Annotated in this window: 16 protein-coding genes; 10 read left to right on the top strand and 6 right to left on the bottom strand. The window is 70.7% G+C overall.

Annotated features, from left to right (window positions below; all coding sequences use genetic code 11):
• Positions 1-44 precede the first annotated feature (44 nt).
• Positions 45-473 (bottom strand): methylmalonyl-CoA epimerase, encoded by a 429-nt coding sequence (gene mce / locus AB0I82_RS16830; RefSeq protein WP_363258006.1) that lies wholly within the window; start codon positions 471-473, stop codon positions 45-47.
• 136 nt (positions 474-609) lie between these two features.
• Here mce and AB0I82_RS16825 point away from each other — a divergent pair, with 136 nt between their 5' ends.
• Both AB0I82_RS16825 and meaB read left to right on the top strand, forming a co-directional pair.
• Positions 610-1,815: an acetyl-CoA C-acetyltransferase gene (locus AB0I82_RS16825; RefSeq protein ID WP_363258005.1), complete on the top strand. Its 1,206-nt coding sequence runs from the start codon at positions 610-612 to the stop codon at positions 1,813-1,815.
• Positions 1,816-1,856: 41 nt separating this feature from the next.
• Positions 1,857-2,816, top strand: coding sequence for a methylmalonyl Co-A mutase-associated GTPase MeaB (gene meaB / locus AB0I82_RS16820; RefSeq protein ID WP_363258004.1), 960 nt, complete (start codon positions 1,857-1,859; stop codon positions 2,814-2,816).
• Between the two features lie 114 nt (positions 2,817-2,930).
• Here meaB and AB0I82_RS16815 read toward each other — a convergent pair whose 3' ends face one another.
• On the bottom strand, positions 2,931-3,641 hold the full coding sequence (locus AB0I82_RS16815) for a PepSY domain-containing protein (protein ID WP_363258003.1): 711 nt from the start codon (positions 3,639-3,641) through the stop codon (positions 2,931-2,933).
• Between the two features lie 213 nt (positions 3,642-3,854).
• Here AB0I82_RS16815 and AB0I82_RS16810 point away from each other — a divergent pair, with 213 nt between their 5' ends.
• Both AB0I82_RS16810 and AB0I82_RS16805 read left to right on the top strand, forming a co-directional pair.
• Positions 3,855-4,517 carry a response regulator transcription factor gene (locus AB0I82_RS16810; protein WP_363258002.1) on the top strand — a complete coding sequence of 221 codons (663 nt, stop codon included), beginning with the start codon at positions 3,855-3,857 and terminating at the stop codon, positions 4,515-4,517.
• The gene (locus AB0I82_RS16805; protein WP_363258001.1) at positions 4,510-5,934 is read left to right on the top strand and encodes a HAMP domain-containing sensor histidine kinase; all 1,425 of its coding nucleotides are present in this window, start codon (positions 4,510-4,512) and stop codon (positions 5,932-5,934) included. Before AB0I82_RS16810 ends, AB0I82_RS16805 begins: the two co-directional genes overlap by 8 nt.
• A gap of 77 nt (positions 5,935-6,011) precedes the next feature.
• Here AB0I82_RS16805 and AB0I82_RS16800 read toward each other — a convergent pair whose 3' ends face one another.
• The 4 genes from AB0I82_RS16800 to AB0I82_RS16785 all read right to left on the bottom strand — a co-directional run bounded on the left by AB0I82_RS16800 (position 6,012) and on the right by AB0I82_RS16785 (position 8,681).
• Positions 6,012-6,488: a MarR family transcriptional regulator gene (locus AB0I82_RS16800; RefSeq protein ID WP_363258000.1), complete on the bottom strand. Its 477-nt coding sequence runs from the start codon at positions 6,486-6,488 to the stop codon at positions 6,012-6,014.
• Between the two features lie 137 nt (positions 6,489-6,625).
• Positions 6,626-7,396, bottom strand: a complete 771-nt coding sequence (locus tag AB0I82_RS16795) for an AIM24 family protein (RefSeq protein ID WP_363257999.1) — start codon at positions 7,394-7,396, stop codon at positions 6,626-6,628.
• Positions 7,393-8,043, bottom strand: coding sequence for an AIM24 family protein (locus AB0I82_RS16790; RefSeq protein ID WP_363257998.1), 651 nt, complete (start codon positions 8,041-8,043; stop codon positions 7,393-7,395). Before AB0I82_RS16790 ends, AB0I82_RS16795 begins: the two co-directional genes overlap by 4 nt.
• Positions 8,043-8,681 carry an AIM24 family protein gene (locus tag AB0I82_RS16785; RefSeq protein ID WP_363257996.1) on the bottom strand — a complete coding sequence of 213 codons (639 nt, stop codon included), beginning with the start codon at positions 8,679-8,681 and terminating at the stop codon, positions 8,043-8,045. The genes AB0I82_RS16790 and AB0I82_RS16785 overlap by 1 nt, the downstream gene beginning before the upstream one ends.
• A gap of 167 nt (positions 8,682-8,848) precedes the next feature.
• Here AB0I82_RS16785 and AB0I82_RS16780 point away from each other — a divergent pair, with 167 nt between their 5' ends.
• From AB0I82_RS16780 to AB0I82_RS16755, 6 genes are all read left to right on the top strand, one after another.
• On the top strand, positions 8,849-9,208 hold the full coding sequence (locus AB0I82_RS16780) for a DUF3817 domain-containing protein (protein ID WP_363257995.1): 360 nt from the start codon (positions 8,849-8,851) through the stop codon (positions 9,206-9,208).
• Positions 9,205-9,510 (top strand): MTH1187 family thiamine-binding protein, encoded by a 306-nt coding sequence (locus tag AB0I82_RS16775; RefSeq protein ID WP_363257994.1) that lies wholly within the window; start codon positions 9,205-9,207, stop codon positions 9,508-9,510. The genes AB0I82_RS16780 and AB0I82_RS16775 overlap by 4 nt, the downstream gene beginning before the upstream one ends.
• Before the next feature lie 93 nt (positions 9,511-9,603).
• Positions 9,604-10,113, top strand: a complete 510-nt coding sequence (locus tag AB0I82_RS16770; RefSeq protein ID WP_363257993.1) for a MarR family transcriptional regulator — start codon at positions 9,604-9,606, stop codon at positions 10,111-10,113.
• Between the two features lie 147 nt (positions 10,114-10,260).
• Complete coding sequence (locus AB0I82_RS16765; protein ID WP_363257992.1) at positions 10,261-10,602, top strand: DUF3817 domain-containing protein; 342 nt, start codon at positions 10,261-10,263, stop codon at positions 10,600-10,602.
• A 7-nt stretch (positions 10,603-10,609) separates the two neighbouring features.
• Positions 10,610-11,683: an acyl-CoA dehydrogenase family protein gene (locus AB0I82_RS16760; RefSeq protein ID WP_363257991.1), complete on the top strand. Its 1,074-nt coding sequence runs from the start codon at positions 10,610-10,612 to the stop codon at positions 11,681-11,683.
• Between the two features lie 84 nt (positions 11,684-11,767).
• On the top strand, positions 11,768-13,468 hold the full coding sequence (locus tag AB0I82_RS16755; RefSeq protein ID WP_363257990.1) for a methylmalonyl-CoA mutase family protein: 1,701 nt from the start codon (positions 11,768-11,770) through the stop codon (positions 13,466-13,468).
• The last annotated feature ends 32 nt before the right edge of the window (positions 13,469-13,500 follow it).

Below are 13,500 nucleotides of genomic sequence, written 5' to 3'. Positions count from 1 at the left end.
GACCCCGGCCGAAGCAGCACTCTACCGGCCGGGGAACGTGAAGGTCAGTGCTCCTGGGAGGCCGTGACCAGTTCGGTCAGCACACCGTGGCAGTCCTTGGGGTGCAGGAAGGTGATCCGGGAACCCATCGAACCCCTCCGCGGCTCGTCGTAGAGCACCCGTACGCCCTTCTCGCGGATGTCAGCAGCATCACCGTCCACATCGGCCGTGCCGAAGGCGATGTGGTGCACCCCCTCACCGTTCTTCTCCAGCCACTTGCCCACGGCCGAATCCTGACGGGTCGGCTCCAGCAGCTGAAGGTACGAAGCGCCGCCGTCCGACGTATCGTTGATCTTCAGCATGGCCTCCCGCACGCCCTGCTCTTCGTTGACCTCCGAGTGGAACACCTCGAAGCCGTATGTCGCCCGGTAGAACTCGACGGTCTTGTCGAGGTCGAAGCAGGCGATCCCGATGTGGTCGATTCGCGTCAGCATGCTTCCAGTGCACCGCTCGCACGCATGATTACGCAACGTGCGCGCGATCACACCGACAGCCCGGTGACCCGGCCGGTACCGCTCAGTACATTGAGGAAAACCCTCGTTAACTTCCCTGCACAGGAAGGCCGCGCTGATGTCCTCATCGAACGGCAGCACCACCTCCGTGATCGTCGCGGGGGCCCGCACCCCCATGGGACGCCTGCTGGGCTCCCTGAAGTCCTTCTCCGGCGCCGATCTGGGCGGCTTCGCCATCAAGGCCGCGCTGGACCGGGCCGGCATCGGCGGCGACCAGGTGCAGTACGTGATCATGGGCCAGGTCCTGCAGGCCGGCGCGGGCCAGATCCCGGCCCGCCAGGCGGCCGTGAAGGCCGGCATCCCCATGAACGTGCCGGCCCTGACCGTCAACAAGGTCTGTCTCTCCGGCCTGGACGCCATCGCGCTGGCCGACCAGCTCATCCGCGCGGGCGAGTTCGACGTGATCGTGGCCGGCGGCCAGGAGTCCATGACCAACGCCCCGCACCTCCTCCCGAAGTCCCGCGGCGGCTACAAGTACGGCGCCGTGGAGATGCTCGACGCCATGGCGCACGACGGCCTCACCGACTCCTTCGAGAACGTCGCGATGGGCGAGTCCACCGAGAAGCACAACACCCGTCTCGGCATCCAGCGCCCCGAGCAGGACGAGATCGCGGCCCGCTCCCACCAGCGCGCCGCCGCCGCCCAGAAGAACGGCCTCTTCGAGGCGGAGATCACCCCCATCGAGATCCCGCAGCGCAAGGGCGAGGCGGTCGTTTTCAGCCAGGACGAGGGCATCCGCGGCGAGACCACCGCCGAGTCGCTGGGCAAGCTGCGCCCCGCGTTCGCCAAGGACGGCACGATCACCGCCGGCTCCGCCTCGCAGATCTCCGACGGCGCCGCCGCCGTGGTCGTGATGAGCAAGGCCAAGGCCGAGGAGCTGGGCCTGGAGTGGATCGCGGAGATCGGCGCGCACGGCAACGTCGCGGGCCCGGACAACTCCCTGCAGTCCCAGCCCAGCAACGCGATCAACCACGCCCTCGGCAAGGAGGGCCTGACGGTCGCCGACCTCGATCTCATCGAGATCAACGAGGCGTTCGCCGCGGTCGCCGTGCAGTCCATGAAGGACCTCGGGGTTTCGCCGGAAAAGGTGAACGTCAACGGCGGCGCCATCGCGCTCGGCCACCCGATCGGCATGTCCGGCGCCCGTATCGTCCTGCACCTCGCGCTGGAGCTGAAGCGGCGCGGCGGCGGTGTGGGCGCGGCGGCGCTGTGCGGCGGTGGCGGCCAGGGCGACGCGCTCATCGTGCGCGTGCCGGGCAAGTGACGGGTACCCGTACCGGAAGATCGAGAACGGAGCGCTGAGCAATGGCAGACGTCCCCATGCTGGTCGAGCAGGCCCGCGAGGGCCGGCCGCGGGCGGTGGCCCGGCTGATCTCGCTGGTGGAGGGGGCCTCGCCACAGCTGCGCGAGGTGATGGCCGCACTGGCGCCGCTTACGGGTCAGGCGTACGTCGTGGGCCTCACCGGCTCGCCGGGCGTGGGCAAGTCGACGTCCACCTCCGCGCTGGTCACCGCGTACCGGAAGATCGGGAAGCGGGTCGGCGTGCTGGCCGTCGACCCGTCCTCCCCGTTCTCCGGCGGCGCCCTGCTCGGTGACCGGGTGCGGATGAGCGAGCACGCCTCCGACCCCGGCGTCTACATCCGCTCCATGGCCACCCGCGGCCACCTCGGCGGCCTCGCCTGGGCGGCGCCGCAGGCCATCCGCGTGCTCGACGCGGCGGGCTGCGACGTGATCCTGGTCGAGACCGTGGGCGTCGGCCAGTCCGAGGTGGAGATCGCCTCCCAGGCCGACACCAGCATGGTGCTGCTGGCCCCCGGCATGGGCGACGGCATCCAGGCCGCCAAGGCGGGCATCCTGGAGATCGGCGACGTCTACGTCGTCAACAAGGCCGACCGGGACGGCGCGGACGCCACGGCGCGCGAGCTGAACCACATGCTGGGCCTGGGGGAGTCCCGCGCGCCCGGCGACTGGCGCCCGCCCATCGTCAAGACCGTCGCCGCCCGCGGCGAAGGCATCGACGAGGTCGTCGAGGCGCTGGAGAAGCACCACGCCTGGATGGACGAGCACGGAGTGCTCGCCGAGCGGCGGGCCGCCCGGGCCGCCCGCGAGGTCGAGACGATCGCCGTCACGACCCTGCGCGAACGCATCGGCGACCTGCACGGCGACCGCCGCCTGGGCGCCCTGGCCGAGCGCATCGTGGCCGGCACGCTCGACCCGTACACCGCCGCCGACGAACTGGTGGCGGGCCTGACGGAACAGGGCTGAGACGGAGCGGGGCTGACAAAAGGGCCGACCGGCTCCCCGGGGGGCGGGGAGCCGGTCGGCCTGGCAGGCGGCGGGGGGCGCCGCCGGTCTCGGGAGGTCGGTCGTCCTGGAAGATCAGTCGTCGTCGCCGTCGTGGCTGTCGTCGTCGTGGCCGTCGTGGTCGTCGTGGTCGTCGTGGCCGTCGTCCGACGCGGCCTTGCTGACCGCACCGCTGCCCGGGTCGACGGTCACGTGGTGCTCGGCGCCGTCCTTGGTGACCGTCTCGGCCTCCCAGGCGAGCTTCTTGCCGTGGTCGGGGCCGTCCAGCTCCACCGAGACGACCGTGCCGTGCGCGGCGGCCTTCTCGGCGGCCTGGGCGATGTCCACGGAGGCGTCGTTCAGCACGGAGCGGACCCGGTCCTTGCCGTCGTCACCGTCGTCGTCCTGGTCGACGTGCTGGCCGCGGACCTCGGCCTTGTCGGCGCCCACGGTGATGTCGTGCCACTTGCCGTCCTTGCCCAGCACGTTCACGTCCCAGGCGAGACCGGACTCGTCGTCGTCCAGGTCGACCTCGGTGACCGTGCCCGGCACGGCCTTCAGCGCGGCGGCCGCCGCCTGCTGCGCGGTGACCGAGGCGGCCTTCGCCTCCCGGGCGTCGTCGCCGTCGTCGTCCTGACCCTGTGCGTTCGCGTCCGACGCCGCACCGCCGGCCTGCAGCCCCTGCGCCGCCGTCGGGCTCGACGTCGATGCCGTCCCGCCCTCGTTACCGATCGCGACGGCGGTCGCGGTGCCGCCGGCAATCAGGGCGGCCGCGGCGACGGTGGCGATGACGACATTGCGCTTCATGGTGAAGCCTCCAAAACGAGTTGCTGTTCGGCAGGATCACCCGGGGGCCGGGGGTCTCCCGGAGGGGGCCGGGATGTGGCCCCCGAGGCGATGACCACAACACTGCCGACCCGTACCTGAAGCCACCCTGAAGGAGCCTGAAGCCGTCTTCAGGAACCGGACCACGACCAGGACCTGAAGCCGCCTTCAGCAAGCCGATGGCACCCTTGTCGCATGCGCCTGTTGATCGTGGAGGACGAGAAGCGGCTGGCCCGTTCCCTCGCCGCCGGCCTGACCGCCGAGGGATACGCCGTGGACGTCGTGCACGACGGCCTGGAAGGCCTGCACATGGCGAGCGAGGGCGCGTACGACCTGCTCGTCCTGGACATCATGCTGCCCGGCATGAACGGCTACCGCGTCTGCGGCGCGCTCCGCGCCGCCGGCAACGACGTGCCCATCCTCATGCTCACCGCGAAGGACGGCGAGTACGACGAGGCCGAGGGCCTGGACACCGGTGCCGACGACTACCTCACCAAGCCCTTCAGCTACGTCGTGCTGGTCGCCCGCGTGAAGGCACTGCTGCGCCGCCGCGGCCGCACCGCGCTGCCCGTACTGACCGTCGGCGCCCTCACCATCGACCAGGGCGCCCGCACCGTGCGCCGCGCGGACGAGGACGTACCGCTGACCACCAAGGAATTCGCCGTACTGGAACAGCTCGCGCTGCGCTCCGGCGAGGTGGTCTCCAAGTCCGAAATACTGGAACACGTCTGGGACTTCGCCTACGAGGGCGACCCGAACATCGTCGAGGTCTACGTCAGCGCCCTGCGCCGCAAGCTCGGCGCGGCCACCATCCAGACCGTGCGCGGCGCCGGATACCGGATGGTGCCCGGTGTTTAGGGCGGTCGGATCGGTACGGGCCCGAGCGGCCGCGGGCGCCACCGCCGTGGTCGCCGTCGCCCTCATCGCGGTCGGGATAGCGGTCCTGCTGGTACTGCAGAAGAACCTGACCGCGCAGGCCGACCTGGACGCCGAGATCACCGTCCGTGAGGTCGCCTCCGAGATCGCCACCGGCACCGCCTACCGCGACCTCGACCTGCCGGACGCGGACGAGAACCCGGTGATCGTCGAGGACGAGCAGGGCCGGGTGCTGGCGGCCGGCGAGGACCTCCAGTCCATCGACGGCCGGAAGATCACCATCGGCACGCCGAACGGCGGCACCGGCCACCACAACCACGACGAGGAGAGCGACGACCGCGAGGACCCGCGCCCCGGCGAGGTGGACGACGACGATCCCGACCTGCGCGACGGCCCCGCCGTCGTCGACGGCACCCGTGCCGACTACCGCTGGGCCTGCCTGGAGGCCACCGACACCCAGGGCCGCACGGTCAACGTGATGGCCGGCACCTCCCGCGCCGACGAGGAAGAGACCATCGGCTCGGTGCGCAACGCCATGCTCATCGGCCTGCCCCTGCTGCTCCTGGTCGTCGCGGGCGTCACCTGGCTGGTCACCCGCCGCGCGCTGCGCCCCGTCGAGGGCATCCGCAGCGAAATGGCCGCGATCACCGCCAGTACGGACCTGTCCCGCCGGGTACCGGAGCCCGCCTCCCGCGACGAGATCGCCCGGCTGGCCCGGACCACCAACGAGACGCTGGCCGCCCTGGAGGCGTCCGTCGAGCGCCAGCGCGCCTTCATCGCGGACGCCTCGCACGAGCTGCGCAGCCCCATCGCCAGCCTGCGCACCCAGCTGGAGGTCGCCGAGGCGCACCCCGAGCTGCTGGACCTGCCCGGCGCGGTGGAGGACACCGTACGGCTCCAGCACCTGGCCGCCGACCTGCTGCTGCTGGCCCGCCTGGACGCGGGGGAGCGGCCCAAGGACACCCGCATCGACCTGGGCGCGCTGGCCCGCGAGGAGCTCTCGCAGCGGGTCGCCGACCGGCTGCCGGTGCGCGCCGGGGAGCTGCCGAGCGTGGAGATCTCCGGCTCGCGCGGCCAGCTGAGCCGGATCCTGGGCAACCTCGTCGACAACGCACAGCGGCACGCCCGGTCGCAGGTCACGGTGGACGTGCGCCGGGACGGCCGGTGGGCGGTGCTGCGGGTGGACGACGACGGTCCCGGCGTGCCCGAGGCCGACCGGGAGCGGATCTTCGAGCGGTTCGTACGGCTGGACGACGCGCGCAGCCGCGACGACGGCGGCGCGGGCCTGGGCCTCGCCATCGCCCGGGACATCGCCGAACGGCACGGCGGCACGCTGGCCGTGCACGAGGGCGCGGCCTTCGAACTGCGGCTGCCGGTGGCCCCGGACGGCCAGGACTGACGGCCCGGCGGTGCCGCGCGGGTGCGACGGTGTTCCCCCACCCGCGTCCCGCGCGGCGTCCGGCCGGTGTGCGTACGTCAGTACTTGCCGCGGTGCCCCCGCAGATGATCCGCCACCGGCGTCAGCGAGGCACGCAGCGCGGCCAGGTCGTCCGCCGAGAACAGGTCGATGAAGTGCTTGCGCACGGAGGCCACGTGGTGCGGCGCGACCCGGCGCATGGTCTCCCAGCCGTCGTCGGTCAGCACCGCGTACAGCCCGCGCCGGTCGGACTCGCAGCTCTCGCGGCGCACCAGTCCGGCGTTCTCCATGCGGGTGATCTGGTGCGAGAGCCGGCTCTTGGACTGGAGCGTGGAGGCCGCGAGGTCGCTCATGCGCATTCTGCGCTCCTCGGCCTCGGAGAGGTTCACCAGGATCTCGTAGTCGTTGTAGGTCAGCCCGAACGGCTGGAGATCCCGCTCCAGCTGGTGCGTCAGCAGCCTGCTGACGTCGAGGTGGGTGCGCCAGGCACGCTGCTCCTGGTCGGTCAGCCAGGGGGTGTCACTGTCGGTCGTCATGAATGAATTCTACCCGTGAAAGTTGAATGGTAAATTAGTCATGCCCCGTGATGGTGGCCTCACCGAGCCCTTCCCGCCGGGGGTCAGTCCGGCGGACAGGGCTCAGACGTTCGAGGTCACCCTCCGCAGACTACCGCTCACAGCCCGAAGCGGCGCTGGAGCCCCCCGAGCGATCCCGGAAGCTGCGGCATTTGTGAGCCACCGGCTTGACCAGCGGACCCGCCCGGTACTCCGGGTTCCGCGGGCACCGTTCCCGTCGGCGCCTCCGGCATCAACTGCTCGGTCGACTGCAGCAGCACCGTGCCGGCCCCGACGAACTCGAACTGATGCTCCTCGCCGGAGACCCCGCCGATACCGGTGTGCGCCCGCAGGCCCCCGAGGAAGCCGCGCAGGTACTGATGGTCGTAGTGATGGCACGGCGAGGGGCAGTCCGCCCAGCCCACCAGCGCCTGCGGATCGACCCGGATCGGCGGCTCGGCGAAGACCACCGGGCCGTTGGAGGCCGCGACGAATTTCCCGGTGCCGATGAGCGTCGAAAAGCCCGGCACGATCGACTGCTTCAGCGACAGGGATGGCTGAAAAGCGAGCAGGTTCCCCGACCGGATCGTGAGATTGCCCTCCTCCAGGTCGTAAGAATTCACATCGAACGCCCGGTCCGCCAGCAGCATTTTGCCCCGCCCCTGCGCGACCACCCAGTCCGAGGCGTGCAGCGGCGAATGGAAACTCGTCCTGATGAGCCGCTCCAGCGCGCCGTGCCCGATTCCCTGGAAATCGATCTGCCCGAAATAGGCGATCATCTTTCCCTTCTGCAGGAACCACTGCCCGTCCAGCTCCACGCTGAAGGCATACGGATTGACGTTGTCATCCGCGGGCAGCGAATGCACATCGTGAATGACGGGACCGCTCACAGCTTTTCCTCCGACGCCTGTACGTACACGGTGCCCTGGCCCGACAGTTCGAGTTGGAATGCCTCGCCCGAGCCGCGGCCGACCATGTCCCGCCAGCCGAGGGCCGTGGAGAGTTTGTTGCGGACGTTGCCGCGGTGGGCGACGTAGGCCTGCGGGTCGACGTGGACCGGGCGGTCCTGGCGGATGGGCAGCTCGATCACGCCGCCGTGCGCCATCACCGCCACCGAGCCGTGCCCTTCGAGGGTCGTCGTGAAGAGCCCCTGGCCGGTCACCTGGCCGCGCACCATGCCCATCACGCCGCCCTGCGCGCCCATGAACATCGTGCCCTGGCGCAGCGACCCGTCGAACGCCAGCAGCCGGTCGGCCTCGACGTAGAGGGTGTCGCCGGTGAGGTCGATGACGTGGACGTGGTGGCCGCCGTGGCCGAACATCACCGAGCCGCTGCCCTCCACCGTCATCAGCGGGGTCGCCTCGTTGGCGATCCGGCGGCCGATCATCGAGCCGATGCCGCCCTGGCCGCCCTGCATGTTGGGGGTGAAGCTGACCTCGCCCTGGTACGCGAGCATCGCGCCGCGCTGGCTGAACAGCCGCTGCCCGGGCGTGACCTCGGCCCGGACCATGCGCGAGTTGAGGACCGTGAACGGCATCAGACCTCACCGCCGATGGTGTTGCGCTCGCTGGGCTGTACGTACACCAGGCCCTCGCCCTCGAAGCGGATCTGGAAGGCCTCCCCCGAGCCCTCCCCTATGAACGTGCGGAAGTTCACACCGGACTGGAAGTGCTGCCGCAGGTCGCCGGTGTGCGCGACGTACGCGCCCGGGTCGACCTGGAGCGGGTAGTCACGGGTGACGCGCAGCACCACGGCGGGGCCGTCCGACATGATCGCCGCCTGCCCGGTGCCCTCCACGCTCGTCGTGAAGAGGCCGTTGCCCTGCGAGGCGCCGCGCAGCCCGGTGAAGGACGTGCCGGTGCGGAGCGCCGCCTCCGTGCAGAGCAGATTGCTGGCCTCGACGTAGAGCTTCTCGCCGCGCAGCTGGACCAGGTTGATCTCGCTCGCGCGGTCCGCGAAGTAGCAGGTCCCTTCCCCCTTGACCTCCATCATTTCCATCTGTTCGCCGGTCAGCCGCCGGGTCACCATGCCGCGCAGACCCTCACCGCCGCCGGACATCTTCTTGAACGCCATCCGGCCGTCGTAAGCGACCATCGCGCCGTTCTTCGCCTTCACGGCATCGCCGGTCATGTCGACGGCGAGCACCTTGCTCCCCTGGAGCCGAAACGTAGCCACGGTCGAACCGTAGTCCGGCCGGGCGCCGGCGGGCAGGGGCACCGGGCCCCGGGCGGGGCGACCGCCGCGGCGGCTGCAACAATGAGGAGAGGTTTGTGAACGTAAGCACAAGCTAAACGCCACCCCCGACACGACAACTGTCGCCCGACGAGGTTCCCGAGGTTCCCGTGGACATCAAGACCGCTTCCGCCCTGCGCCGGCTCCGCCTGGTCTCCGCCCCCGAGGCCGTCTCCTTCCTGCTGCTGCTGATCTGCTCGGTCCTGAAGCGGACCACGGAGTTCAACGCGGTGCCGGTCATGGGCGCGATCCACGGCGTGCTGTTCATCCTGTACGTGATCTTCTGGCTGGACGCCTGGAACCGTACGAAGTGGTCGTTCGGCACCGCCGCGCTCTACTTCATCCTCTCCGTCCTGCCCACCGGCGGCTTCTTCGCCGAGCGGAAGCTGAAGCGCGAGGCCGAGGCGGTCGTGATCGCCGCGCGTGCCCGCAAGGAGAAGGACGGCGTCGTGGGAGGGGTCAAGGCATGATCGTCGCATTCTCGGTGAGCCCGCTCGGCGTGGGCGAGGACGTCGGCGAGTACGTGGCCGACGCGGTACGGGTCGTCCGCGAGTCCGGGCTGCCCAACCGCACGGACGCCATGTTCACCTCCATCGAGGGTGAGTGGGACGAGGTCATGGACGTCGTCAAGCGCGCGGTCGCCGCGGTCGAGGAGCGCGCGGGCCGGGTCTCGCTCGTCCTCAAGGCCGACATCCGGCAGGGCGTGACCGACGGGCTGACCTCGAAGGTGGACACCGTCGAGCGGCACCTCGCGGAACAGCGGGACTCGTAACAGCAGATGCGGGCGTGGCCGGTGATGCACCGGCCACGCCCGTCTTCTGAGACGGGGCTGACCACCATATGGGCGACCGGTAGGGTCGGATACGTGCCGAAGCCGCTCAGTCTCCCCTTCGATCCCATCGCCCGCGCCGATGAGCTGTGGCAGCGCAGGTGGGGGGCCGTCCCGTCGATGGCGGCGATCACCTCGATCATGCGGGCCCAGCAGATCCTGCTCGGCGAGGTGGACGCCGTGGTCAAGCCGTACGGCCTCACCTTCGCGCGCTACGAAGCCCTGGTGCTGCTGACCTTCTCGCAGGCCGGCGAGTTGCCGATGTCCAAGATCGGCGAACGCCTGATGGTGCATCCCACCTCCGTCACCAACACCGTCGACCGGCTGGTGAAGTCCGGCCTGGTGGCCAAGCGTCCGAACCCGAACGACGGGCGGGGCACGCTCGCGTCCATCACGGACAAGGGGCGCGAGGTGTGCGACGCCGCGACCCGGGACCTGATGGCGATGGACTTCGGGCTCGGCGCGTACGACGCGGAGGAGTGCCAGGAGATCTTCGCCCTGCTGCGCCCGCTGCGGGTGGCGGCGGCGGACTTTAGTGACGAGTGACTCTCTGGAGCGTTACAGTTACTTTGGGTCAGCGCGCTTTGCTCTCCGCACACGCGGAGGTGTTCCGACCAGTTACACCACGTGCAGCCAGCCGTGGGCATGGTCCCCGCCGACGCGGGGCTTTTGGGGGCCGTTAGGCTCGTATCTATGAAACGAAGCGTGCTGACCCGCTACCGGACGATGGCGTACGTGACGGGCGTGCTGCTGGTCCTGCTGACCCTCGGCGTGATCGCCAAGTACCTGCTGCACATCGACGGTGCGGCCGGCTTCACCAGCGTCGTCGGCATCGCCCACGGCTGGCTGTACGTCCTCTACCTCGTTTTCGCCTTCGACCTGGGCTCCAAGGCCAAGATGCCGATCGGGAAGCTGCTGTGGGTGCTGATCGCCGGCACGATCCCCACCGCCGCGTTCTTCGTCGAGCGCAAGGTCTCGCGCGAGCTGGAGCCGCTGATCACGGGCGACGCGGCCGCGCAGACCGCCAAGGTCTGACGCCCGCATGAGCGAGCCGTCCGCCGATCACCGCGACCACCCGCTGGTCGCGGCCGCCCGGCGGCTCGCCGCCGACACCCTCGCCCCGGCCGCCGAGCGCGCCGACCGCGAGGGTGTGGATCCGGCCACGATCGCCGCGGTCAAGGCGTCCGGCGTGCTCGGCGCCACCGGGCCGGTCGCGTACGGCGGTGCCGCGGCGCCCGCCCCCGTCGTCCGGGAAATCGTCGAGATCCTCGCCGGGGCCTGCTGCGCCACCTTCTTCGTCCAGGCGCAGCACCACACGCCGGTCGCGCTGCTCGCCGCGGCCCCCGAGGGCGCACCCCTCCGCGAGCAGCTGCTGCGCCCGCTGTGCGACGGGACGCTGCTGGCCGGCATCGCCTTCTCCCATCTGCGGGCCTTCCCGAAGCTGCCGGTGCGCGTCACCCGGGAGCATTCGGGGTGGCGCTTCGACGGCCGGGTGCCCTGGTACACCGGCTGGGGCCTGAACGACGTGCTGCTGCTCGGCGGCGCGACCGCGGACGGCGAGGTGGTCTTCGCCGTCGCCGAGGCCCGCGAGCAGCCCGGCCTGCGCGCCACCGAGCCGCTGGAGCTGGCCGCGCTCTCCGGCACCCGCACGGTCGGCCTGGAGCTGGACGGGCTGGTGCTGCCCGACGGCGCGGTGGCGCTGCGGCAGCCGTACGAGGACTGGGCGACGGCCGACCGGCCGAAGAACACCAACGTCAATCCGGCGGTGCTGGGCGTCACCCGCGCCGCGCTGGACCTCCTGGACGCCTCGGGCGACGAGGCCGCGGCCCGGACCGCCCACGTGCTGCGCGAGCGGCTGGCCGACGTCCGCAAGGACGCGTACGCGCTGCTGGACGAGGTACCGGCGCAGGAGCGCATTCCCGACCGGCTGGCCGCCAAGACGCGCGCGTACGACGTGCTGCGGGCGGCGACCACGGCCGCTGTCGTAGCGGGCGGAGGCCGGGCGATGGACCTGGCCAGTCCGGCCCAGCGGCTGGCCCGCGAGGGCATGTTCCTGCTGGTCCAGGGCCAGACGGCGGATGTCAGGGACGCGCACCTGGCGGCCCTGCGGAGCTGAGTCCCCGCTGCCGGAGCCGCCTTCCAGAAGTACTAGGACGACCTAGTACTTACATTTACTAGGACGTCCAAGTAAATTGGTGGCATGGACGCTCACGCGATCGAAGAGGGCCGCCGCCGCTGGCAGGCCCGGTACGACTCCGCACGCAAGCGCGACGCGGACTTCAGTACCCTCTCGGGCGACCCCGTCGACCCGGTATACGGACCACGCCCCGGCGACGCCTATGAAGGCTTCGAGCGGATCGGCTGGCCCGGCGAGTACCCCTTCACGCGCGGCCTGTACCCGACCGGCTACCGAGGCCGGACGTGGACCATCCGCCAGTTCGCGGGCTTCGGCAACGCCGAGCAGACGAACGAGCGGTACAAGATGATCCTCAAGGCGGGCGGCGGCGGCCTCTCGGTCGCCTTCGACATGCCGACCCTGATGGGCCGCGACTCCGACGACCCGCGCTCGCTCGGCGAGGTCGGCCACTGCGGCGTCGCCATCGACTCCGCCGCCGACATGGAGGTCCTCTTCAAGGACATCCCGCTCGGCGACGTGACGACCTCCATGACGATCTCCGGCCCGGCCGTCCCGGTCTTCTGCATGTACCTGGTCGCCGCCGAGCGCCAGGGCATCGACCCCGGCGTCCTCAACGGCACGCTCCAGACCGACATCTTCAAGGAGTACATCGCCCAGAAGGAGTGGCTCTTCCAACCCGAGCCCCATCTGCGCCTGATCGGCGACCTGATGGAGCACTGCGCCCGCGCCATCCCCGACTACAAGCCGCTCTCGGTCTCCGGGTACCACATCCGTGAGGCGGGCGCGACGGCCGCGCAGGAGCTGGCGTACACCCTCGCCGACGGCTTCGGGTACGTGGAGCTGGGCCTGTCGCGCGGCCTGGACGTCAACAAGTTCGCGCCGGGCCTGAGCTTCTTCTTCGACGCGCATGTCGACTTCTTCGAGGAGATCGCCAAGTTCCGTGCCGCGCGCCGGATCTGGGCCCGCTGGATGCGCGACGTGTACGGCGCGACCAGTGAGAAGGCGCAGTGGCTGCGGTTCCACACGCAGACCGCCGGCGTCTCGCTGACCGCCCAGCAGCCGTACAACAACGTCGTACGCACCGCGGTCGAGGCCCTCGCGGCCGTCCTCGGCGGCACCAACTCGCTGCACACCAACGCGCTGGACGAGACCCTCGCCCTGCCCAGCGAGCAGGCCGCGGAGATCGCGCTGCGCACGCAGCAGGTGCTGATGGAGGAGACCGGCGTCGCCAACGTCGCGGACCCGCTGGGCGGTTCGTGGTACATCGAGCAGCTCACCGACCGGATCGAGGCGGACGCCGAGAAGATCTTCGACCGGATAAAGGAGCGCGGCGCCCGCGCCGTCCCGGACGGGCAGCACCCGATCGGCCCGATGACCTCCGGCATCCTGCGCGGCATCGAGGACGGCTGGTTCACCGGCGAGATCGCCGAGTCCGCCTTCCAGTACCAGCAGGCGCTGGAGAAGGGCGACAAGAAGGTCGTCGGCGTCAACTGCCACCACGGCTCGGTCACCGGCGACCTGGAGATCCTGCGGGTCAGCCACGAGGTGGAGCGCGAGCAGGTGCGCGTCCTCGGCGGCCGCAAGGCGGCCCGTGACGACGCGGCGGTACGGAAGGCGCTGGACGGCATGCTCGGCGCGGCCCGCGACGGCCGCAACATGATCGAGCCCATGCTCGACGCGGTCCGCGCCGAGGCCACCCTCGGCGAGATCTGCGACGCGCTCCGGGACGAGTGGGGCGTGTACACCGAGCCCGCGGGCTTCTAGCGCAGGTCACCGGGCACACACAACGGAATCCG

The organism is Streptomyces sp. NPDC050315, from assembly GCF_040655775.1.
Lineage (GTDB): Bacteria > Actinomycetota > Actinomycetes > Streptomycetales > Streptomycetaceae > Streptomyces.
This window is presented reverse-complemented; position numbering and strand designations above follow the sequence as displayed.